The sequence below is a fragment of the Dickeya oryzae genome (genome assembly GCF_020406815.2).
Taxonomy (GTDB): Bacteria; Pseudomonadota; Gammaproteobacteria; order Enterobacterales; family Enterobacteriaceae; genus Dickeya; species Dickeya oryzae.
This window is the reverse complement of record NZ_CP162670.1, coordinates 1,381,473-1,404,532: the sequence shown is the minus strand read 5'-3', so window position 1 is coordinate 1,404,532 and position 23,060 is coordinate 1,381,473. Positions and strand designations below refer to the sequence as shown.

Below are 23,060 nucleotides of genomic sequence, written 5' to 3'. Positions count from 1 at the left end.
AACTCGTGACAGACCTCACCAATCATTACAAAACAAAATGATTTATTTGCATTAAATCACAATAAACCAACGAAATCGTTGCTCAGTTTTACGCTTAAGCATTTTATCTACCCATAAATGTGAACGTAATACATTACAACAAGAGGCCATCATGAACACCAAACTCCTTACTGTCTCTACCGCACTCACCGCCATGTTGATCTCTCCAGCCTTGCTGGCAGCAGAGGCCACCAGCGTCCCCATCGATTTTCACGGCTACCTGCGTGGTGGTGTGGGAGTATCCAATGATGGTGGCATGGCACAATGGCAGAAAAACAAAGTTGGTCGCCTGGGTAACGAAAACGATACTTACGGCGAAGTGGAACTGGGCTCAGAGGTGTACAAGAAAAACGATGTCAGTTTCTACGTCGACAGCATGGTCAGTATGGTGTCAGATGGCTCTAACGATAACGAAACCACCGTCGGCAATGATGCGCAGTTCGGCCTGCGTCAGTTGAATTTGCAAATAAAAGGGCTGGTCCCCGGCGATCCTAACGCGATGATCTGGGGTGGAAAACGCTACTATCAGCGTCACGACCTGCACATTATCGATACCAAGTACTGGAATATTTCCGGCTCGGGTGCCGGGATCGAAAACTATACGCTGGGCCCGGGGGCGCTGTCCGTTGCCTGGATACGTGGCGACGCCAACGCCGTGGATGACCGCATCAACGGCAACAGTAACGTCAACATCAATTATGCCGATGTGCGCTATGCCGGGCTGAAACCCTGGAAAGGTGCCTGGACCGAATTGGGTATCGACTATGCCATGCCCAACGCCACCAAAAAACAGAAAGACTACGGCGGATTGTACGATGCAGACAACGGCGTCATGCTGACCGGTGAAATCAGTCAGGACATGCTGGGCGGCTATAACAAGGTGGTGTTGCAGTATGCCAATAAAGGGCTGGCGCAAAACATGGTGTCGCAGGGCGGCGGTTGGTATGACATGTGGAACCAGGTTAACAGCGCTACCGGCTATCGCGCGATCAACACAGGTCTTATCCCTCTCACCGAGCGGCTGTCATTCAACCATGTACTGACCTGGGGCTCGGCTAACCACATCAATGAAGCCACGGATACCACCCGGTTGCTGTCGTTGGTAGGGCGTTTGCAATACCAGTTTACCGATTATGTGCGCGGTATTGGTGAAGTGGGTGCCTTTACCCAAAAAGACAACTTCAAGAACGGCACCGCATTTAAACAAAGCGGTGAGAAATATACGCTGGCGCTGGCACTGGCGGCAGGCCCGGCATTTATGTCACGACCAGAATTACGGCTTTACACCTCTTATCTCAACGACAGTCAGGATGGCAAGCCGTTCAAAGACGGTACGGCGAATAACACCTGGAACGTTGGCGTACAGGTGGAGGCCTGGTGGTAACCAGCCCCCGGAATATTCCCTTCTCCGGTAGTTTTTTCATCATTGTTATCTGAACGTTTAGCGCTATGTTTTGAGGATAACCCGCCGGGTTATCCTCTTTTTTATTTATAGCGTGCGGTTATTCCGGCCGGGAAAAATGTTCCTCCAGTAATTTACGCAATGTATCCGACTGTTTACCGAATATGGCATGAACCTGCTGGCCCAGAATAATCACGCCCAACGCGCCTTCTTGCTGTAATCCTTGTGAATCAACCACACTCAGATTTTTTACCGTCACCCGCAGCCGGGTAATACAAGCATCGACCTGCTCGATATTCTCCCGCCCACCAAATAACTGCAGCAGACGCTGAATTTGCTGTTTATCGTCGTCGCTTAATTCCGCCGTCGGCTTCGGGTGTGAAAAATAACGCATAACAGAATGCAGACTGACCATGAGCATACTCCTGTGAAGGTATCGTTCGGTACGCGGCGACACCCATCGGCACGGTGGGTATCGCCCCAAAAGAAATCGCCCATGCCGACACGGCAATGGGCGCAGGTTTGACAGCTGTTACACCAGACGGCGGCGGATCACCCGGCAATCCCAGGCGGAAAGGACAACCTCGCTCAGCGGCGCACCGGTCAGCATATCGCGGTACCCGGCGGGCAGGGGGAGCGTGTGCGGCAACGCGCTGTAGTTCTCAATGAAGATAAATTCATCGTCACCGTTGGTGCGGCGGTGTGCCGTTACCGCCTCGGGGAATGGCATGTCCAGTGCCCGGGGTAGATTGAGCTCACGGATGATAGCGGTAAAGAAATCGCGCTGAAACGCCAGGTCGTTACGCGACGTGACGTACCAGGCTTTCCCGTCACCGACGCGATTCACCGTTACTGCAGGTCGCCCGGCATAGAAATCGTCACAGTAGCTGGCGAGCGCCGTCGCCCCCTCTAGGTGAATCAACTCACACAGATGGCGTGCCTGATACGGCCCTTTCAGCCCGCTGCCATTGCCCGACAGCCCCAGTACCCGGTTAAATTCGCCGTCCGCCAGGCAATCAATCTCTTCTGACCAGATTCCCAACAGCGGGCGCAGCGGGCCGGGAAAGCCGCCCAGATAACACAGGTCACTGTCGTTAACGATACCACTCCAGTAGGTCACCACCACCTGGCCGCCTTGCCGGACAAACTGCTCAAGACGCTCGGCAAACCCCGGGCGCACCATGTAGAGCATCGGCGCAATCAGCAACCGATAGCCGCTGAAATCACAGTCAGCATTGATGACGTCTACCGCGATCCCCTGCTCCCAGAATGGACGATAATGCTCCGCTACCGTTTTTTCATATTCCAGCCCCAGGTTACGCGGCCCCTGCGCATCATCCATCGCCCAGCGGCTTTCCCAGTCAAACAGGATCGCCACCTGCGCGTCTACCCGACTGCCTGCCACATCAGAGAGCTGCGATAAAATCTGCCCCAGGTGGGCGACTTCACGACCGACGCGGGTATCAACATGGCCGACGTGATCCACCACCGCGCCGTGAAATTTCTCCACCGAACCTCGGCTCTTACGCCACTGAAAATACTGCACCGCGTCCGCACCGTGCGCCACCGCCTGCAATGAAGAGAGAATGTGCATCCCCGGCTTCTTGAGCTTGCTGAGCGGCTGCCAGTTGGTCACGCTGGGGGTCGATTCCATCAGTACAAACGGTTTACCCTGCTTGAGCGAGCGCATCAGGTCATGGAACAGGGCGATATAACAGGCGAGCGTGGCGTCGTCCTTATCCCGATGCCACATCGGGTAACTGTCCCAGGAAATAACATCCAGTACCTGCGACAACTGCCAGTAATCGTAGTCGTAGAAATACTCCATGAAGTTGGTGGTGACCGGAATAGCCGGGTTGACTCGCTTCAACGGTGCAATTTCCTGTGCGCAGAAGTCTTTCGCCTGTGCGGTATTAAAGCGCCGCCAGTCAAGGTTCAACCCATGAATGGACACCTCGCCTTGCGGTGCGGGTGATTCAATCTGTGACCAGTCGCTGTAGGTGTGGCTCCAGAAATCACTCCACCAGGCGTGATTGAGGTTCTCCAGCGTCTGGTAACGTGCCTGCAACCAGCGACGAAAGGCCTGCTGACAGCAAGGGCAATGGCACTCACCGCTGTATTCGTTAGAAATATGCCAGCCGATGACCGCCGGGTGGTGCCCGTAGCGTTCCGCCAGCAACGTATTGATTTTTTGGACCTTATCCCGATACACCGGCGATGACAGGCAATGATTGTGACGGCCACCGTGCAAGGCTGGCACCCGGTCACGCCCGACACGCAATACTTCCGGGTAGCGCTGCGACATCCAGGCCGGACGCGCACCGCTGGGTGTCGCCAGAAACACGGAAATGCCCTGCTGATATAATTTATCAATCACCTCATCCAGCCAATCGAACCGATAGACTCCCTCCTGCGGTTCCAGTTTGGCCCAGCTAAAAATCCCCACCGACATGACATTACATTTCACCTGTTTCATCATGGCGATATCGTCATCAATCATGCCGGGGTAATTCTCCCATTGCTCCGGATTATAATCAGCGCCATGTAATAACCCTTCGACCTTCGGATTCAAAGGCGGAAATCGTTTCATAAAACAATCCTTAATACTGAATAGGCAAACAGCATCGTTGCACTATTTTGATATGCAGGCGGGCGGTAACGCATTACTCTCCGACATGCCTCGAAGACCACCAACACACCTGCACGTGAAATATGCCGGGTGTATACCCTAAATAATTCAAGTTGCAGGAAGGCGGCGACGCAGCGAATCCCCAGGAGCTTACACAAGTAAGTGACTGGGGTGAGCGAGGAAAGCCAACGCATCTGCAACTTGAAGTATGACGGGTATTTATTTAAAGACTTTTATCGAAGGCAACACCTCCCCCTGGCAATTAAATAACGCCTGATTTTCACGGGCGTTGCCCAATTTCCAGTGGTCATTGATATAAGTCATACCAGCTTCGGTGGCCCAGGTATTTCCCGGCGGGGTTATCCAGGCGGGTTCCCAATAGAACACCCCTTTGCCGCGTTTTTTCGGCACATCAATCACGCTTTGCATCAGGTCACGAACGAAGTCGGCCTGCCCTTGTACCGTAGCGGGGTAGCCACCCGCCGCTGCTTCTTTTTCGCCAAAGCTGTTTTCGGCGTTGTCACAGTTCGCCAGGGTATAGCCGTAGGCAGCCTCTACCACGATAACGTCTTTGTTGTAGCGCTGGCTGATATCGTCCATGTTGGCTTTCAGGGCGCTGATGGGGCCGTTCCAGTAGGTGTACATCGACAGACCAATCACATCGAACGGCACGCCGCGCTTGGTGATTTCATCAAACCACCAGCGGAAGGTATCGTTCTTGGTGCCTTCTGCCAGATGCAGCATAATCTTCACCTGCCCTGGCGAACTGAGGTTTTCGCGCAAACCGGCAATCGCGGCATTCAGCAGGCCAGCCAACCGGTCGAATTCGCCGCCGCCCTGCCCCCAGCTTTTGCCTTCCGGCCACAAGATACCGCCGTTGGCTTCGTTACCGATCTGCACCATATCCGGCAACACCCCTTCCCGCTTAAAACGTGCGATGGTGTCACGGGTATAGTCATGAACGGCGGTTTTCAGTTGATCATAGGACAGGTTAGCCCAAGCTTTCGGCTTGAATTGCTTGCCGGGGTCAGTCCAGAAATCGCTGTAGTGAAAATCCAGCAACAGCTTCATCCCTGCGGCTTTGGCGCGTTTAGCCAGCGCCAGGGTAGTTGCCAGATCGTTATCGCCACCGCCGTAGGGGTGCCCGGCGCTGTCTTTTGGGTCTACCCACAACCGCAACCGGATGTAGTTAACGCCGTTCTTTTTCAGCAGCGCGACCGGGTCAACACGCGTGTGATTTTCGTCATAAAACACAGCCCCCTGACGCTCCACTTCCAGCAGGGTGGAAATATCCGCCCCTTTGATAAAATCGGCCGGGGCATTGCGCAGCGGTTTAATAACAACAGACTCCGCTGCCATGAGCGGCATCGCGCCCAGTGACAGGGAAACAGCCAGTAAAGCGGGTATCATTTTTTTCATCGTGATTATCCTTTGGTACTGCCTGAAGTGAGACCGGAGACAAAATATTTTTGCAGCATCAGGTAAAGCAGCGCGACCGGCACGGCAATCAACACCGCACCGGCTGCGTAAGTGGTGTAGCTGGCTCCCATCTTCTGGGCCACCAGGTTGTATAAGCCGATAGGCAGGGTGTACTTATCCGGCGTGCGCAAAATGGTGCTGGACAGGATGAAATCGCCCAGCGGGCCGGTGAAGGAAAATAGCGCCACCACGGCGATAATGGGCTTGGACAGCGGAAGGATGATCTCAATGAAGATTCGGAAATTGCCTGCACCGTCCATGCGCGCTGATTCGTCCAGCTCACGGGGAATGGCGTCCAGATAACCTTTCATTAAGTAGGTGTTCATCGGGATCATGCCAGCGACATAAATCAGCACCAGCGCCAGATGGCTATTGATCAACCCCAGCAGTTGCGACAGCACAAAAATGGCAATCAGCGCCGAAAACTGCGGGATCATCTGCAACAGCAAAAATAACATCAGGCCATTCTGCCGCCCTTTGAAGCGGAAACGGGAAAAGGCATAAGCGGTGAAACTGACACTTAACAGCGTCAGCACCATGGTCAGAAAGCTGATTTTCATCGAGTTCACGTACCAGGTCAGATAATTGACCTGGCCGTTAAACAGATCCGCATAATGTTGAAAGGATGGGTTATCCGGAATGATCGAGGTGCTCAACAGGCTGTTGCCCGCATTGAGCGATGCCCCGACCGTCCACACCAGCGGATAAATGATCACCACGGACACCGCAATAATCACCAGCCAGGACAGCGAAAGCCGAATCGCCCTCTCACGTTTGATGCTTTGATGATTAACACTCTGCCGATTAACGCGTTGATGCTGAATACGCTGAGTCGTCGCCATCATTGCCCCCTTAGGCCATCTCATCGTTTTTGAACGACCGGGTCGCCCGGAATTGCCACAACGCCAGACCAACAACAAAGATCGACAGCAGGATGGTGATGGTGGCGGCAATTGCATACTGGGACGACGACATCGTCAGCTTGTAAATCCAGGACACCAAAATATCGGTGCCCCCGGCATTGGAGCCGGCGACGGCAGGTCCGCCGTTGTTAAACAGATAGATGATGTTGAAATTGTTAAAGTTGAAGGTGTACTGGGTGATGATGATCGGCGCAATCGAGTACAGCACCAGCGGCAGTGTAATGGTGCGCAGTTGCGTCCAGCGGCTGGCACCGTCCATCGTGGCCGCCTCGTACAAATCCTCCGGAATGGCCTGTAGCACGCCGGTGGTCATGGCGAACACAAACGGGAAACCGAGCCAGGTCTGCATCATGATCAACGCCGTTTTGGTCCAAAACGGATCGGTCAGCCAGGCTTTGGGGCTTACCCCTAGTGACGCCAGAATGGCATTGTTAATTACGCCAAACGAATCGTTGAACATCCCGGCGAACACCAGAATAGTGACGAATCCCGGCACCGCCCATGGCAGAATGAAAATCGTGCGAATCAGTGGTTTAAAACGCAGGTCTTTCTGGTTTACCAGGATTGCCAGCAATATCCCCACCGTGCACTGCAATGTCGTCGCCAGCAGCGTCCACACCACCGTCCATTGCAGCACATCCAGAAATGTCGAGCGCCAGATGCTGAGGGTAAAAATACTGACGAAATTCTTCAGGCCGACCCACTCCACCAGTTTGGCGGGCGGGGTGTGGTACAGGTTGTAGTTGGTAAAGGCGATGGCGAAACCAAACAGAATCGGGAATATCACCACAAACACCAGCAGGATAAACCCCGGTGTAATCATCAGGTAAGGGAAGCCCTCGCTCAACAACAGGCGGTATTGCTGGCGCACACTATTCAGCGCCAGCCCCTCATCGCGCCGCTTGCCGTTACGCCAGGCGTCGTTGATAGACCAGGCATAAATCAACACACCAAACGCGATGATAAGCACGCTGATGATCCCTTCCGCCAGCAGGAAGATGGAGTTATCACGCGGGACTTCCTCGCCCAACGTATACACGCCCCACAGACCGGTGCGCAGAAAATCATGAAATACCCCCAGGTAACTACCGAGCAGCACTAAAAAGATCATGCCCTTCGCCCACTGACGATGGTAAAACTGCCCGCCGCCGGGCAGCACGGCGCAGACGGCCGCAACCCAGGCGTGGCGTCGGGTACGCTTTTCCCCACAAAGGGGTTCGCCAGAACTGATAATCACACGCGACTCCTTGTTATCGCGGGAGGCTGCCCTCCCGCACGATATGACCGATGCCAATGAATAACGGCGGTTACTGATTGCTGGCCTGCATCGCCTCAACCTGCATTTTGATTTGCTTCACCGCGTTATCGAGTGCCGCTTTCGGTTCCTGCTTGCCGGTCATGCTCAGCTCCAGCGCCGCGTTAGCTGGCCCCCAGACTTCGCCCATTTCCGGGATACCCGGCATGGGCACCGCGCGGGCGGCCTGAATGGCAACCGCGCTGGCTTTCTCGTCGTTCTTAATTAACGGGTCGTCGATCATGCTTTTTTGCGGCGGGATCTCACCGGTACGCTGGTAGCGGACCTTCACGTAACGCGGCTGGTTGATGAATTCGATAAAGCGTTGTGCCAGCGCGTTGTCCTTGCTCCAGGTCGATACCACATAGCCTTTCACGCCGAGGAACGAGCTCATTGGTTTGCCGTCCGGCAGCAGCGGTAGCGGTGCCACGCCGTAATGAATACCCGCCGCCTCATAGGGCTGGAACGCCCAGGGGCCGTTGATCACAGCGGCGGCTTTTTTCTCAGTAAACAGCGAATCGATGGCGTTTAACCCGTTATCACCGACAATCCCAGCGGGAAAGAGTTTATCTGCGTAAAATTTACGCAGCAGTGTGACGGCATCCACCGCCCCCGGGGTATTCAGCCCGATGTCCAACGGGTTGAGGCCGCCTTTATCATTCTTGCCGAAGATATAGCCGCCCATCGGCCCAATAGCACCCCAGCTGTAGTAAATCTGATCAAACTTCGCCAACAGCCCGAATGCCCCCTGCGCCTGCCGCTGGCGGGAAAAGTCATACCACTCCTGCAAGCTGGCCAGTGGTTTGCTCACCAGTTCCTTGTTGTAAATCAGCACCAGGGTTTCCACTGCTTTCGGCCAGCCATACACCTGATTGTTCATGCGAAATGCGGCAATCGACGCCGCGGTAAAGCTGTCCTGCACGGTTTGGTCGAGTTTGAGCGGCGCAATCAACCCCTGCACCACCGCCCCGCCCACTTGATCATTGGGGATGACCAGTACGTCGGGGCCAATACCCGCCGGGCCATCTAAACGCAATTTCTCCAGTTGCTGGGCATACGGCATTTCCTGCAGGTTCACGCTGACGTTGAACTGTTTTTCGAAATCCCTGATGGCGTCTTTAATGCCATCCGACTTGCGGATGTCTTCCCAAACGGTCAGTGACGGTGCGGCATGCACCGAAAACGCCGACAGGTGGCCGACCACCGTGGTGGAGAGTAGCAGGGCGGTAAGTGTTTTGGTTTTCATTATCGACCTCATGTGAAGGTATAACATTTTAAATGAAAAAAGCATGGCTCTTCGCATTGGCAAACCTGACATCACCTTATGATTAAGGGGTTAAAACCGAAATAAATCATTTGATGATGATGTTATACGCTACGCTAAGCATCCTGATATGACGACAGAAAAGTGGCTATTGTGTGATCACAATTGCAGAAATGAAACATGCCGATAGGGTGCAAAAAACAAGGCAGTTATAGTCTTTTCAACGTAAATACGCGGTCAGGTTATCCGATAAAATTTGTTACACGTAGTACATTCACTGAATGACGCGACGCTGGCGGCATCTTGCCGTCGCCGTATTGATAAACCCGTTTGAGGAAAAGCGGATGTCCAGCATATGCTTACAAAATGTCACCAAACGCTTTGGCAACACTGAAACGCTGCACAATATCAATCTGGATATCCAGGCGGGTGAGTTTGCGGTGTTTGTCGGCCCTTCTGGCTGCGGCAAATCCACGCTACTGAGGATGATCGCCGGTCTGGAGGAGATTAGCGATGGCAAGATTCTGATTGATGACGACGTGATGAATGACGTTGCACCGGCTCACCGCGGTGTGGCGATGGTGTTTCAGTCTTACGCGCTCTATCCACACATGACGGTGGCGGAAAATATGGGCTATGGACTGAAAGTCAACAAGGTGCCGAAGGCGGAGATTCGCCATCAGGTCGAGATGGTCGCCAAAACCCTACAGTTGTCTCATTTGCTGGACCGAAAACCGAAACAGCTATCCGGCGGACAGCGCCAACGCGTGGCTATCGGCCGAGCCATCGTGCGTAACCCAAAAGTGTTTATGTTCGACGAGCCACTCTCCAACCTCGATGCTGAACTGCGGGTGGATATGCGTTTGCACATCGCCAGGTTGCATCAGGAGTTGAAAACCACGATGGTGTATGTGACCCACGATCAGGTGGAAGCGATGACACTGGCCGATAAAATCGTGGTGATGAATAGCGGCAAGGTGGAGCAAACCGGCTCGCCAATGGCGCTGTACTACAACCCGGTCAATCGCTTTGTCGCCGGTTTTATCGGCTCACCCAAGATGAACTTTCTGCCATCGACCGTCATCGCCTGGCAGCCGCATCAGTTAACCGTCGCGTTGACGGCAGATAAAACGCTGACGCTGGCTATCGCCACCTCCCCGCTCGAAGCTGGCGATGCGATTACACTGGGTATTCGCCCGGAGCATCTCGGTATTCAGCCTTCCTCGCATACGGTGACGCTGGATTTCCAGTGCGAAGTGGTTGAACGACTGGGCAATAACACCTACCTGTTCGGGCAGTGCTATGGTCACGACGGTTTTAAAATTCTGCTGCCCGGCGACGTACAATTCCGTCCCTGGCAGGCGATCACTGTCGGCTTCGACGCCACTCACTGTCTGGTGTTTGACGCCACTGGGCGGCGAATCAACGCCGACGTGCCTGTTCCCGATGTACATTGATGAGATATGCATGGATCGATATGCACGGATAGATGAGCATTGAGGCATTCAACAATGTCAACAATGTGTTGTGCCAGAGTGACGCCCACGGATGGGCCGGATAACCACGCGGGTTCTCCCACTACGTGAAAGAAGGTGTTGTGGTGTGAATCTCCTTTGGGAACCCGATGTGCCCTTCTCAGTAAAAGAGCGGAAACCAGACTGAATAAATAACGATGGCAGCACAGCCCCATCACGCCACTCATGGAAAAATACGCTGTAAGAGAAATACGACTCACGAAAAATAACACGCAGAAAAACAACATATTATTTTATTATCTGCCACTTACCATTTTCACGAATAAAAACCAGCACAACAGTTTCTTTTTTGTTTCCACCTTGTGGCGGAGTGATATCAAGTTCGACATTGCATTGATACGTATTATTTTCGATGTTAATACAGCTCAATCTTTTTAATGAATTGATTTTAATTAGCATCTCGTCATTAAAAAGCGAGCCGACTCGCTGCTTTATTTCCTGATTGGTTTGCGTCACGCTCTCATCAACAGCCTGTCTGATTTCCTGCTCTGTTGGCTCAGCGCCGCCACATCCCGCCAACAAGGTGGTCCCACCCATTACGACACCCCATAGTATGGCAACCTGTGCTCCCCAAACGCTCCTCTTCATCATCACCACAGACATCCCTATTCAATACCCAGCATAAATCCCTATAAATGAAAAACAATATGACATGCGTATGAATGCACTCACCATTTTTACGTTACAACGTTTTACCTTGTTAAGAAATAACAGCGCAGTCATCTGAATAAAAACCAGCCCATGATGACCTGACCAGACAGGCGTTTGATGCCATTACCACCTGGTTGCCTGCCTGCGGTATCAGTGATCAACATCTCACTGCTATCAGTATGGCGGTAGAATAAACCACAGGCTGTATTATTCGCCTGTTACCCATATCTCTCTCAACCCCATTCTTAAACGCCGCGAAAAATCAATTCACTAATAATAAAAAATTGATGTTTGTCACAGTTGACTTTATATTTTTTATTTACATATCACAAATTATCACAACGAATTCTCTATTCAGAATGAGAAAGTAAAACAGATTATTTTCACCCTGAGTTAATTTTCGAAACAGCGGTTTATTTCTCTCACAACTTTTATTTTTTGATCTATAGTAGTCTCGATACTTTCAGGAAGTACCCGCTTTTATTTATTTCTTTCTCTCAACTGAATGAGAGTCAATACCTGTGGGATTTACAAGGAGATTGTATGTTTAAGTATGTATTACCTCTGTGTGCACTCGCGCTGGCGGCACCGTCGCTCGCGACCCAAACCACACTGATGTTGTCCCAGAAAAGTGATGTCAATTATCTGGGCTGGTCTACCGATGCCAGTAAAGTCGTACGTCAGGAAGTGTATCGTGGCACCACCAGTAATCCTGACCTGCGTGAACGCATCGCCGTACTGGATGCAGAAACCCGCACCTTTAACGATGCCGACACCAATAGTGGCGTTAACTACTGGTACTGGGTGGATGTCGTCAGCGATAATCAAAACCAGACCGTTTCGAATACCGTGACCACGGCACCGAGCACCGGCCCGCTGCGTGCAGCGAAAGCCAGCTCTGAGTGCAAACCGGGGGTCACATTCGAAAACCGCACCGTCGATTGTGGCGGTGTGACTATCGGTACGTCCTGCCCAAATGACAGTGATAAACAAAAGCCGCTGATCATCCTGAAAAACGCCACGGTGAAAAACCTGCGTATTTCGGCTTCCGGCGGTGCGGATGGTATTCACTGTGACAGCGGTGACTGCACTATCGAAAACGTCATCTGGGAGGACATCTGTGAAGATGCCGCAACCAATAACGGTAAAACCCTCACCATCGTTGGTGGGATAGCGCACAACGCTAAAGACGGTTACGGCGGTAAACCGGACAAAGTATTGCAGCACAACTCCAAAAACAGCACCACCGTGGTGAAGGGCAACTTTACCCTGACCGGTGAACACGGAAAGCTGTGGCGTTCTTGCGGTGACTGCTCTAACAATGGCGGTCCGCGCTTCCTGACCGTCACCAGCGCCACCGTGAACGGCACCATTGACAGTATTGCCGGTGTTAACCGTAACTACGGTGATGTGGCCACTATCAGTGGTCTGAAAATCAAGAATTATAAAGAAGGCAAACCGCCCGTCTGCGAAGAGTTCAAAGGCGTGGTGAAAGGCCAGGGAACACCGGAAAAATACGGTGAGAAGTGGGATACCGCTAACTGCAAGGTGAGTCGTTCTGGCGTCAGCAAACTCTGACAGGGTCATGTGACCGATTGAAACACAACACGGGCTTCCATAAGTATCCATCAAACAAAGACCGGGCTCGCCCGGTCTTTGCTATCGCCCCACCCGCTGGGTGAGCCGACTCCATCATGGTTAGCGCATTACCCGGCTGTAACGCGCACCGCCAGCGCTTCAACCCGGCGTATCGCCTGATGCAACTGTGACTCCGTCACGTTAAACGGCATGTTCGCCATATCCGGCGCATCAATCGAGGCACGAATAATCGCCGCCAGTTCGTCTTCTGACAGATCCGGGCAGATAGCCGCCAGTGTCAGCGGCACCGCACAGGCATGCGACAGCCGAATCGCTTCCAGCAACTCCTCATCGCTACGCTGTTCCAGCGCCAGCAGACACAGATTGCCAAAACCGACCAGCAAGCCGTGACCAAATTCACGGGTTTTATCACACACGGTAAACCCTTCATATAACGCATGGGAGGCTGCGGCATGTGCGCCACTGGCCATCAGCGATGTCAGACCGGCAAACAGGAAGATGGCATCCAGCACCTGGTCCAGCGCGTCATTGGCTTGCCCTTCCATCACCGCACGACAGGCAGACTCGCCGTGCTGCGCTATCAACCGAAAACAGATCTCGCTGTTAGCGCGTGACGACGCCGCAAAGCCATTGCTATCGTCACCTTTATCAATCGCACGGAACTCATACCACTTGGCGAGCGTATCCCCCAGCCCGGCTGCCAGCCAGCGCAGTGGGGCACGTACCAGCAACGCGCTGTCTATCACCACGGCAGCGGGGGCCACCGGCAGGTGATACAAATCGTGGAAATGGCCGTCATCATGGTAACGCACCGACAGCGGGGTCACCGCCGCGCAGGTAGCCGCAATAGTCGGCAACGTCACTACCGGGATACCACACTGAAACGCCACCGCTTTCCCTGTATCCAGCGCTTTACCGCCCCCCACCGCCAGGATCAGATCACTGTCGGTTTCACGCACCCGCGCGCACAACCGTTCTATCTGACTGACGCTGCATTGCTCACCGGACCACTCCACCGCCGTCAGCGTCACCCCGGCCTGCCGCAGTTGCTCAATGATCACGGTTTGTGCGGCTGCCAGCGCCTGATGCCCTCCGGCCACCAGAACCCGACTACCGAACCGGGCACACACCGCCCCCAACTGCTGACTGACCCCGACGCCACGCAACACGGTGGCGGGAAAGAAAACCTGTTGTGTCATCTCTATTACTGTTCCTGTTTGCTGTCATTGATTGCTGTTAATGGCCTATCGGGGCTCGATACTGCCCTCTGCTTTTGCCAGGCACACCCTTTATCAAGCAAACACTATGCCACTTCACGGCTGTTTTTCGCTACAGATTGCCATCAGCGGTTCCGGCATGGCGTAAGGCGGTTTTTTTACCCAGCCAAATGAATAACTGTGAGGCAGCGCATAGTGTACGCCAATATATACTTGTATGGTAGTTAGCGTAGAAGACATAAAAAGGACTCAAAACCGTGAAAATTGTTAGCGCAGAAGTGTTTGTCACCTGTCCGGGACGTAATTTCGTTACCTTGAAAATCACCACGACCAGCGGCGTCACGGGTCTTGGCGATGCCACGCTGAACGGACGGGAGATCTCCGTTGCGTCTTACCTTAAGGATCATCTTTGCCCGCAGTTGATCGGCCGTGACGCCCGGCAGATCGAAGACATCTGGCAATATTTCTATAAAGGCGCTTACTGGCGTCGCGGTCCGGTCACCATGTCCGCCATTTCCGCCGTGGATATGGCGTTGTGGGATATCAAAGGCAAAGTGGCGAACATGCCGCTCTACCAGTTACTGGGCGGCGCTTCCCGCAGTGGCGTCATGGTGTATTGCCATACCACCGGTCACTCCATCGACGAGGTGCTGGATGATTATGCCCGCCACCGCGAGCAGGGTTTCAAAGCGATTCGTGTGCAGTGCGGCATTCCGGGTATGAAAACCACCTATGGTATGGCGAAGGGCAAAGGGTTGGCGTATGAACCCGCCACCAAAGGCAACTGGCCGGAAGAACAAGTCTGGTCGACGGAGAAGTACCTCGACTTCACCCCCAGCCTGTTTGAAGCCGTGCGTAACAAATTTGGTTTTAATGAACACCTGCTACACGACATGCACCACCGCCTGACACCGATTGAGGCTGCGCGTTTTGGTAAAAGCGTGGAGCCATACCGTTTGTTTTGGATGGAAGACCCGACACCGGCCGAAAATCAGGCCTGCTTCCGTCTGATTCGCCAGCACACCGTCACGCCGATTGCCGTCGGCGAGGTCTTCAACAGCATCTGGGATTGCAAGCAACTGATCGAAGAGCAGTTAATCGATTATATCCGCACCACCATCACCCACGCTGGCGGCATTACCGGGATGCGCCGTATCGCCGATTTCGCCTCGCTGTATCAGGTTCGTACTGGTTCGCACGGCCCGTCGGACTTGTCACCCGTCTGCATGGCCGCCGCATTGCACTTCGATCTCTGGGTGCCGAATTTCGGTATTCAGGAATTTATGGGGTATTCCGAACAGATGCTGGACGTCTTCCCGCATAACTGGACGTTTGAAGACGGTTATATGCACCCCGGCGACAAACCCGGTTTGGGGATCGAGTTCGACGAAAAACTGGCGGCCAAATATCCCTACGACCCCGCCTATCTGCCGGTTGCCCGTCTGGAAGATGGCACGCTGTGGAACTGGTAAACCAACGACAGGGTGAGGAGAGAAAGCCATGAGCTTGATTAACGACAACTTCATGATAGGCAACCCAACGGGGATAGCGCTCTACCAACAGGTCGCGCGTGACTTACCCATCATTGACTATCACTGTCACCTGGAGGCCAGGGATATTTACCACAACCGCCCGTTCAGCAACATGACCGAGCTATGGCTGGCAGGCGATCACTACAAATGGCGCGCAATGCGCGCCAACGGCATCCCCGAGGCCAACATCACCGGTGATGCCACGGCAGAAGAAAAATTTCAGGCCTGGGCAGACACCGTGGAAGCGGCATTCGGTAACCCGCTTTATCACTGGACACATCTGGAGCTCAAACAGTACTTTGGCATTGATGAACCGCTCAGCAGCCGCAACTGGCGTGAAATCATGGAGGCCTGTAATCGCCAGCTCCGCGATGAGGCTTTCACGCCACGCGCGCTGATGACGCGCTCCCGGGTGGAGGTTATCTGCACTACCGATTCTCCACTGGATGACCTGCACTATCACCAGTTATTAAAACAGGATGACACCTTCGCGCCACGTGTATTGCCAACTTTCCGTCCGGATGAGTTTTTTTCCCAGCAACATCAGGTATTTTTTATTGCACTGACACGCCTGTCGGCATTAACGGGCGAAAAAATTACCCAACTGGCGGATTTTGAACGTGCGCTGGAAGCGCGTGTGAAATATTTCCATGATGTCGGCTGTCGTATTTCCGATCACGGATTGGGAGCATTCACGTTTAGCGAATTTACACCTCATGAAGCCGAAGCGGTATTCCTGAAAAAAACACAGAACAAGGCATTATCCCCCGCAGAAGAAATCACCTGGCAGAGTGTATTATTAATGACGCTGTCCAGGCTTTATAAAAAATATGATTGGGCCATGCAAATTCATTTCGGTGCCATTCGTAATAACAATCAACGAACGCTTGAAAAAGTGGGCATCAACAGTGGATTTGATTCCATTGCCGATCAGAATCAATTAGCCAGCAATCTGAATGCCTTTCTCAATGCCATGACCAGGGAGAATCACTTACCGAAAACCATTCTTTATAATCTCTACGCAACGTACAACGATATTGTGGCCTCGACGATTGCCAATTTCCAATCTGGCGAAGACGGCATTAAATCACCGCTACAGTTCGGTTCTGGCTGGTGGTTTAACGATACCCGCCGTGGTATGCAAAACCAACTCAACACCCTGGCAGACCAGGGGTTGTTAATGAATTTTGTCGGCATGCTGACTGACTCACGCAGTTTTGTTTCTTATCCCCGCCATGATTATTTCCGACGCATTCTCTGCGGGTTAATCGGGCAGTGGATTGAGAATGGCGACTATCCTGCCGACACGCTTATTCTCCAACGCATGGTAAGAAATATTTGCCACGATAACGCCCTACACTATTTTAAATTCTGATTATTACTCTCATTTCAATGAGGATAAATTATGTCTGGTACCAAGAAAGTCACGATACCCGTCAGTATTGGTTATGGCCTGACAGATATTATGGGTGGCGGTGCCTTTACCGTCATCGGAGCCTGGTTACTCTTTTTCTATACCACCTTTGTGGGGTTAACTCCCGTAGAGGCGGCGTCTATTGTCGCCATCGCTCGTATTGTCGATGCGATTGTTAGTTTATTTATGGGCAGCTTTACCGATCATTTCTATAAAAATTATTTTGGTAAAAAATTTGGCCGCCGCCGATTCTTTTTATTAATTGGTGCGCCCTTGATGCTGGTTTACGCCCTGTTATGGGTAAACGGCATGAACTATTGGTTCTACTTGTCGGTGTATTTGGCATTCGAAATCATCGCCGCGATGGTGCTCATTCCGTGGGAAACGCTGCCGTCGGAAATGACCAAAGGATTTAACTCACGCACCAAACTCTCTACCTGCCGTATGTTTCTGTCGGCACTGGGGACATTCCTCGCCACCTTTATCCCCGGCCTGCTGATTAAGCACTATGGTGAGCACGATGCCAACGCGTATCTGGTTAATGGCGTGATGTTCGCCGTGACCTTTATGCTGTGCGTGTTTATCTCATGGAAAGTGACCTGGGAACGTGAACTCACCCCAGAAATGCTGGCGGAACTGGAAGCGAAACGGCACCCTGGCACCGTATGGGAAAAATTGCGGATGCTCGGTGGGCTGCTGAAGGATTATGCCTCTACCCTGCGTGTACGGGCCTTTAGAAAACACCTGGCGATTTACCTGTTCTCGTTTACCGCCAAAGACGTCTATAACACCGTGTTCGTGTTCTTCTGCGTCTACTGCCTGAACGTGTCGTCGTCATTTGCTGGCAGCCTGCTTTCCATGAGCATTGTCGGGTTACCGGTGACGTTGCTGGCCGGGCTTGCCATGATCAAATACGGTCCGTCACGTCTGTACATCTTCGCCTACACGGTAATGATGGTGTGTCTCGCCGGTTTCTTTTATGTCTACCGCGTACCGATGGATAACAAGACGGTGGCACTGGTGGCGCTGGCGGGTTGCTATCAGGTTGGCCGTTGCGTGCTGGAATTTACCCCCTGGAATGTCTTCCCATTCATTCCAGATATCGATGAGATGGTCACACGCCAGCGCCGTGAAGGGCTGTTCGCGGCAGTCATGACCTTCTCACGCAAAACCACGGTTGCCATCGCCACTTTTGTCGTCGGTTTGCTGTTGCAATCGGGGGGCTTTGTAAAAGGCAGTCAGGTGCAACCGCAGGAAGCGATTAATACCATCGCCGGGCTGATGTTCATCGGTACCGCCGGGTTATTGCTGATTGCGCTGTGGCAGGCGTTGACCTTCCACCTCAATAAGCAAACGCACAAAGTCCTTATCGATGAAGTCGAACGCCTGAAAGCGAACGGCAGGAAGCAAGACGTCACGCCAGAGACACGTCGTATCGTGGAGGACTTGACCGGTCATGCCTACGACACCCTGTGGCAACACACCGAATCCCCCACCCTCAACAGGGCGCGAACCATCACTCACGTCGGTGAATAACATTTCAGCAGTCACTCCGGTGGTCAAAAACCACCGGTAAGCATTCACGTTAGGAAAAAAGTCATGACAACTCCACTGTTACAGGCAAACGCGGTAAAGCCTGAGTATGACCGTAACAAACTGGTGGCACGCATCGCCCATATTGGCTTTGGTGCCTTCCATCGCGCTCACCAGGCGGTGTGCGCAGATAAACTGGCCGCGCAATTCGGCAGCGATTGGGGCTACTGTGAAATCAACCTGATTGGCGGAGAGCAACAGATCAAGGATATCCGGCAGCAGGATCTGCTGTGGTCGGTATCGGAAATGGCGGGCGATAACTGGAGCAGCCGCCTCATCGGTGTGGCGAAAAAGGCATTGCACGCCGAATTGGACGGCATTGAAAGCATTCTGGCGGCGCTCAGCGCACCCGAGATAGCCATTGTGTCGATCACCGTGACGGAAAAAGGCTACTGCCACCACCCCGCTACCGGGCAGTTAAACACCGAACACCCGTTGATCGTGCATGACCTTCAGAACCCGGCACAACCCCGTTCTCTGCCGGGCGTGATACTGGCGGCTATCAGACGTCGCCGAGAACATGGCCTGCCACCGTTCAGCGTTATGTCGTGCGATAACATGCCGGAGAATGGCCATGTGACACGCAACGTCATCACCCAGTTAGCGCAGTTGCAGGAGCCCGGCCTGGTAGGCTGGATAGAACAGAATGTGACGTTTCCGTCGACCATGGTGGACCGCATTGTACCGGCGGTCACCGCGGAAACACGGGCACAAATCACCGCCATGCTGGGGGTTGATGACCCGGCGGGTGTCGCCTGCGAGCCCTTCTTCCAGTGGGTCATCGAAGATAACTTCGTCAACGGGCGACCGGAATGGGAAAAAGGCGGCGCTGAACTGGTGTCGGATGTCTTACCCTATGAAGAAATGAAACTACGTATGCTCAACGGCAGTCATTCGTTTCTGGCCTACCTCGGTTATCTGGCGGGCTACGCGCATATCAGCGACTGTATGCAGGACCCGGTACTGGTCGCCGCTGCACGTCACCTGATGCTACAGGAGCAGGCACCGACACTGCGTACCATCGGGGTCGATAGAGTCGCTTACGCCGATGCACTGCTGCAACGTTATCGTAATACGGCGCTGAAGCACCGCACCTGGCAAATCGCCATGGATGGCTCGCAAAAACTGCCACCGCGCCTGCTGGATTCCATTCGCTGGCATCTGGCCCATAACAGCCGGTTCGACATGCTGGCGCTGGGGGTGGCGGGCTGGATGCGCTATGTCGGCGGCGTGGATGAACAAGGCCAGCCAATCGAGATAAGCGATCCACAAAAAGAGGTGCTGGCGCAGGTTGTCCAACACAGCGCGCAAGGCGAGGCGCGTGTTAACGCCCTGCTGGCGCGGGAGAGCATTTTTGGTCGCGACCTGCCCGCCGATAGCCGTTTTGTCCAGACCGTCACCCGCTATTATCTGTCGCTGGTCGATCACGGTGTTAACGCCACGCTACAGGCGCTAATGCAATAATACCGCCCGGGGCGCACAGGCCACCCCGTTAGCCTGTGCGCCCTCGGTGGGGAAAATCACACGCCTTATGGATAAGGCGTTAGCTAACCATGTATCATGATGACAAACAGCTCAAATACACCACGGATGCATGGATAACTACGCCCAAATCAACAGCAACGAACCTGTTAATCAACAGATCTATCGTGTATTGCGCAAAGACATTGTGGAATGCACGATCCCTCCCGGCAAACTCTTGTCTGAAAAGGAAATTTCGACTCGTTTCTCTGTCTCCCGTCAACCGGTACGAGAAGCGTTCATCAAACTGGCGGAAGCCGGGCTGGTACAGATTCTGCCGCAGCGCGGCACGTTCGTGATGAAGATTTCCGAGCAGCGCGTGGCCGATGCCCGTTTTATTCGTCAGGCGCTGGAATGCGCGATTGTACGCCGGGCTGTCGAGTTCATTACTGACGAACAGTTACTGATGCTGGAACACAATTTGCGCCGTCAGGAACTGGCGGCACAGAACGAGCAGATACGCGAATTTCTCAGTCTGGACGATGATTTTCATCAGTTACTGACGCAGATTGCCCGGTGTCCACTGGCCTGGGAAACCATCGAATCGATCAAAGCCACGATGGACCGGGTTCGTTTCCTGAGCCTCAGTCAGGTGTCGCCACCCGCCAGCCTGATTCAACAGCATTATGTGATTTTCAATGGATTAAAAGCGCGTGATGCTAACGCGGTGGAAGCCGCGATGAGTGGGCATTTACAGGAAATGATCCACTCGATTACCCCGATTGCTGAACAGAATCGGGAGTGGTTTGAGTTGTCCTAAGCCGGAAGCCGGAAGCCGGTGACGCCCCACACCGCGCCGATATTGATTCAACCGTTTTTAGCCACCGCAGTCTGTCTCGCTGAATGATGGCTGAGCCTATCTCAATAGGCTCTGAGGCTGTTGACAAACAACCGGATTGTCTTGTGAACGGTGGAGTCGGCCTGTTCAGTGAATGGTTTCGTGCGGGATAAACGGTGTGGTTCTTCTGCTATTTCATCACACGCACGACAAGGAGAGGTGCAAGCGCCACCTCTCCTTGACCACTGGCTGGTGGCTAAACTGCGGCGCTACGCGCTACCTTCGCGGCGTTCGCCTTCGCGGTTCGGGCCGCCCGTGACGTGCTCCCAACACGGCACGGGCTTTCGCGACGTCCTGTCGCTCACCCGGCGAAGTCGCCCACCTCAGCGCAGTTTTTGACGCCGGAAAGATGCTTCATCCTGTACTTAATGCGTTTGTCTGCGGTATGAAAGACTATCTCAACAGGCTCTAAGCACCGACGTGTTCTATTTCACCATCGGCAAATTCAACTGATGCGTTGCCGCACAGGCTTTAGCGATGTCATAACCGGCATCCGCGTGACGCATCACCCCGGTAGCCGGGTCGTTCCACAGCACACGCCCTAACCGGGCATCCGCCTGCTCGCTGCCATCACAGACAATCACCATACCGGCATGCTGGGAAAAGCCCATGCCGACGCCGCCGCCGTGATGCAAACTGACCCAGGTTGCGCCACCCGCCGTATTCAGCAGCGCGTTGAGCAGCGGCCAGTCCGATACTGCGTCCGTGCCGTCCTGCATCGCTTCCGTTTCCCGGTTGGGCGACGCCACCGAACCGCAGTCCAGATGGTCACGACCGATAACGATCGGCGCTTTCAACTCACCGTTACGCACCATTTCGTTAAACGCCAGCCCGGCCAGATGCCGCTCGCCCAGCCCCAGCCAGCAAATGCGTGAGGGCAGCCCCTGAAACGCGATGCGCTCACGCGCCATGTCCAGCCAGCGGTGCAGGTGGTGATTATCCGGGAACAGTTCTTTGAGTTTGGCATCGGTTTTGTAGATATCCTGCGGATCGCCGGACAGTGCCACCCAGCGGAACGGCCCTTTGCCTTCGCAAAACAGCGGACGAATGTACGCCGGGACGAAGCCGGGAAAATCAAAGGCATTCCCCACCCCTTCATCGAATGCACGCTGGCGAATATTGTTGCCGTAATCCACGGTAGGCACGCCCATGTGACAAAAATCCAGCATCGCCTGCACATGCACCGCCATTGAGGCACAGGCAGCTTTCGTCACCGCCTGCGGATTGCTAACGCGCTCCTGCTCCCAGCGCGCCACACTCCAGCCAGCGGGCAGATAGCCGTTGAGCGGGTCGTGGGCGGAGGTCTGGTCGGTGACGATATCCGGCTTCATGCCACCGGCTTTAGCTCGTTTCACCAGTTCCGGCAACACCTCGGCAGCGTTACCGAGCAGACCGACGGAAATGGCCTTTTTCTGCGCGCAGGCCTCGGCGATCATCGCCAGTGCCTCGTCAATACTGTTGGCTTTATAGTCGAGATAACGGGTACGCAGCCGAAAATCAATGCGAGACTCCTGACACTCCACCGCCAGCACACAGGCACCGGCCAATACGCCAGCCAGTGGCTGCGCGCCGCCCATGCCGCCAAGCCCGGCGGTGAGGATCCATTTGCCGCTCAGATCGCCCTGATAGTGCTGGCGACCCGCTTCGGCGAAGGTTTCGTAAGTCCCCTGCACAATGCCCTGCGCACCGATGTAAATCCACGACCCGGCGGTCATCTGCCCGTACATCATCAGCCCGGCTTTATCCAGTTCATGGAAGTGTTCCCAGGTGGCCCAATGCGGCACCAGGTTCGAGTTGGCAATCAACACCCGGGGAGCGTCAGCATGGGTGCGAAACACCCCGACCGGTTTACCGGATTGCACCAGCAGGGTTTCATCCGCCTTTAACTGACGAAGACTGTTCAGGATCGCGTCGAAGCAGTCCCAGTTGCGGGCGGCTTTGCCAATCCCGCCATACACCACCAGATCTTCCGGGCGTTCGGCTACATCCGGGTCAAGGTTATTCTGGATCATGCGGTAAGCGGCTTCTATCAGCCAGTTTTCACAATGCAGTTCGGTGCCGTGCGGAGCACGCACAACGCGGGCACCCGCAGACGTCGTAGACGAAGAGGAGGTCATAGCACATTCCTTA

17 protein-coding genes are annotated in these 23,060 nt (G+C 53.8%); 8 read left to right on the top strand and 9 right to left on the bottom strand.

All coding sequences use genetic code 11. The features are described from left to right. Window positions 1–151 precede the first annotated feature (151 nt). Window positions 152–1,423: a maltoporin gene (locus LF929_RS06085; protein WP_226092722.1), complete on the top strand. Its 1,272-nt coding sequence runs from the start codon at window positions 152–154 to the stop codon at window positions 1,421–1,423. 118 nt (window positions 1,424–1,541) lie between these two features. Here LF929_RS06085 and LF929_RS06080 read toward each other — a convergent pair whose 3' ends face one another. The 6 genes from LF929_RS06080 to LF929_RS06055 form a co-directional block, all read right to left on the bottom strand. Continuing rightward, on the bottom strand, window positions 1,542–1,856 hold the full coding sequence (locus tag LF929_RS06080) for a glucose PTS transporter subunit EIIB (RefSeq protein ID WP_038905129.1): 315 nt from the start codon (window positions 1,854–1,856) through the stop codon (window positions 1,542–1,544). 117 nt (window positions 1,857–1,973) lie between these two features. Further along, entirely contained in the window at window positions 1,974–4,031 is a 2,058-nt protein-coding gene (locus tag LF929_RS06075; protein WP_226092721.1) for a beta-galactosidase, read from the bottom strand. A 258-nt stretch (window positions 4,032–4,289) separates the two neighbouring features. Further along, on the bottom strand, window positions 4,290–5,489 hold the full coding sequence (locus LF929_RS06070; RefSeq protein ID WP_038905131.1) for an arabinogalactan endo-beta-1,4-galactanase: 1,200 nt from the start codon (window positions 5,487–5,489) through the stop codon (window positions 4,290–4,292). Window positions 5,490–5,494: 5 nt separating this feature from the next. After that, on the bottom strand, window positions 5,495–6,391 hold the full coding sequence (locus tag LF929_RS06065; RefSeq protein ID WP_050570692.1) for a sugar ABC transporter permease: 897 nt from the start codon (window positions 6,389–6,391) through the stop codon (window positions 5,495–5,497). Between the two features lie 10 nt (window positions 6,392–6,401). Beyond that, the gene (locus tag LF929_RS06060; RefSeq protein ID WP_226092720.1) at window positions 6,402–7,709 is read right to left on the bottom strand and encodes a carbohydrate ABC transporter permease; all 1,308 of its coding nucleotides are present in this window, start codon (window positions 7,707–7,709) and stop codon (window positions 6,402–6,404) included. Between the two features lie 70 nt (window positions 7,710–7,779). After that, window positions 7,780–9,012 (bottom strand): extracellular solute-binding protein, encoded by a 1,233-nt coding sequence (locus tag LF929_RS06055; protein ID WP_226092719.1) that lies wholly within the window; start codon window positions 9,010–9,012, stop codon window positions 7,780–7,782. Window positions 9,013–9,374: 362 nt separating this feature from the next. On the opposite strand from LF929_RS06055, the gene LF929_RS06050 reads away from it, so the two are divergent. Continuing rightward, on the top strand, window positions 9,375–10,487 hold the full coding sequence (locus LF929_RS06050; protein WP_038908638.1) for an ABC transporter ATP-binding protein: 1,113 nt from the start codon (window positions 9,375–9,377) through the stop codon (window positions 10,485–10,487). 306 nt (window positions 10,488–10,793) lie between these two features. Here the strand turns inward: LF929_RS06050 and LF929_RS06045 are convergent, their stop codons facing one another. Next, window positions 10,794–11,168, bottom strand: coding sequence for a hypothetical protein (locus LF929_RS06045; protein ID WP_226092718.1), 375 nt, complete (start codon window positions 11,166–11,168; stop codon window positions 10,794–10,796). Window positions 11,169–11,759: 591 nt separating this feature from the next. Between LF929_RS06045 and pelI the strand changes: the two genes are divergently transcribed. Continuing rightward, window positions 11,760–12,794, top strand: a complete 1,035-nt coding sequence (gene pelI, locus LF929_RS06040; protein ID WP_226092717.1) for a pectate lyase PelI — start codon at window positions 11,760–11,762, stop codon at window positions 12,792–12,794. 128 nt (window positions 12,795–12,922) lie between these two features. On the opposite strand, the gene LF929_RS06035 is transcribed toward pelI, so the two are convergent. After that, a complete protein-coding gene (locus LF929_RS06035; protein WP_038908640.1) occupies window positions 12,923–14,014 on the bottom strand; it encodes an iron-containing alcohol dehydrogenase family protein in 1,092 nt (363 codons plus the stop codon). Between the two features lie 275 nt (window positions 14,015–14,289). Between LF929_RS06035 and manD the strand changes: the two genes are divergently transcribed. From manD to LF929_RS06010, 5 genes are all read left to right on the top strand, one after another. Next, window positions 14,290–15,504: a D-mannonate dehydratase ManD gene (gene manD / locus LF929_RS06030; protein WP_226092716.1), complete on the top strand. Its 1,215-nt coding sequence runs from the start codon at window positions 14,290–14,292 to the stop codon at window positions 15,502–15,504. Window positions 15,505–15,532: 28 nt separating this feature from the next. Continuing rightward, window positions 15,533–16,939 (top strand): glucuronate isomerase, encoded by a 1,407-nt coding sequence (gene uxaC / locus LF929_RS06025; protein ID WP_226092715.1) that lies wholly within the window; start codon window positions 15,533–15,535, stop codon window positions 16,937–16,939. A 30-nt stretch (window positions 16,940–16,969) separates the two neighbouring features. Further along, complete coding sequence (locus tag LF929_RS06020; protein ID WP_038908642.1) at window positions 16,970–18,514, top strand: MFS transporter; 1,545 nt, start codon at window positions 16,970–16,972, stop codon at window positions 18,512–18,514. Window positions 18,515–18,577: 63 nt separating this feature from the next. Continuing rightward, on the top strand, window positions 18,578–20,035 hold the full coding sequence (locus tag LF929_RS06015; protein ID WP_226092714.1) for a mannitol dehydrogenase family protein: 1,458 nt from the start codon (window positions 18,578–18,580) through the stop codon (window positions 20,033–20,035). 130 nt (window positions 20,036–20,165) lie between these two features. Then, window positions 20,166–20,852, top strand: a complete 687-nt coding sequence (locus tag LF929_RS06010; protein WP_038905142.1) for a GntR family transcriptional regulator — start codon at window positions 20,166–20,168, stop codon at window positions 20,850–20,852. Between the two features lie 503 nt (window positions 20,853–21,355). Here the strand turns inward: LF929_RS06010 and hutU are convergent. Next, window positions 21,356–23,047, bottom strand: coding sequence for a urocanate hydratase (gene hutU / locus LF929_RS06005; protein ID WP_226092713.1), 1,692 nt, complete (start codon window positions 23,045–23,047; stop codon window positions 21,356–21,358). Between the last annotated feature and the right edge of the window lie 13 nt (window positions 23,048–23,060).

What these genes read in the sequence shown, in the direction of transcription:
- LF929_RS06085 (WP_226092722.1), top strand. Translation starts at nt 152, where the DNA reads ATGAACACCAAACTCCTTACTGTCTCTACCGCACTCACCGCCATGTTG.
- LF929_RS06080 (WP_038905129.1), bottom strand. Translation starts at nt 1,856, where the DNA reads ATGGTCAGTCTGCATTCTGTTATGCGTTATTTTTCACACCCGAAGCCG.
- LF929_RS06075 (WP_226092721.1), bottom strand. Translation starts at nt 4,031, where the DNA reads ATGAAACGATTTCCGCCTTTGAATCCGAAGGTCGAAGGGTTATTACAT.
- LF929_RS06070 (WP_038905131.1), bottom strand. Translation starts at nt 5,489, where the DNA reads ATGAAAAAAATGATACCCGCTTTACTGGCTGTTTCCCTGTCACTGGGC.
- LF929_RS06065 (WP_050570692.1), bottom strand. Translation starts at nt 6,391, where the DNA reads ATGGCGACGACTCAGCGTATTCAGCATCAACGCGTTAATCGGCAGAGT.
- LF929_RS06055 (WP_226092719.1), bottom strand. Translation starts at nt 9,012, where the DNA reads ATGAAAACCAAAACACTTACCGCCCTGCTACTCTCCACCACGGTGGTC.
- LF929_RS06050 (WP_038908638.1), top strand. Translation starts at nt 9,375, where the DNA reads ATGTCCAGCATATGCTTACAAAATGTCACCAAACGCTTTGGCAACACT.
- LF929_RS06045 (WP_226092718.1), bottom strand. Translation starts at nt 11,168, where the DNA reads ATGTCTGTGGTGATGATGAAGAGGAGCGTTTGGGGAGCACAGGTTGCC.
- pelI (WP_226092717.1), top strand. Translation starts at nt 11,760, where the DNA reads ATGTTTAAGTATGTATTACCTCTGTGTGCACTCGCGCTGGCGGCACCG.
- LF929_RS06035 (WP_038908640.1), bottom strand. Translation starts at nt 14,014, where the DNA reads ATGACACAACAGGTTTTCTTTCCCGCCACCGTGTTGCGTGGCGTCGGG.
- uxaC (WP_226092715.1), top strand. Translation starts at nt 15,533, where the DNA reads ATGAGCTTGATTAACGACAACTTCATGATAGGCAACCCAACGGGGATA.
- LF929_RS06020 (WP_038908642.1), top strand. Translation starts at nt 16,970, where the DNA reads ATGTCTGGTACCAAGAAAGTCACGATACCCGTCAGTATTGGTTATGGC.
- LF929_RS06015 (WP_226092714.1), top strand. Translation starts at nt 18,578, where the DNA reads ATGACAACTCCACTGTTACAGGCAAACGCGGTAAAGCCTGAGTATGAC.
- LF929_RS06010 (WP_038905142.1), top strand. Translation starts at nt 20,166, where the DNA reads ATGGATAACTACGCCCAAATCAACAGCAACGAACCTGTTAATCAACAG.
- hutU (WP_226092713.1), bottom strand. Translation starts at nt 23,047, where the DNA reads ATGACCTCCTCTTCGTCTACGACGTCTGCGGGTGCCCGCGTTGTGCGT.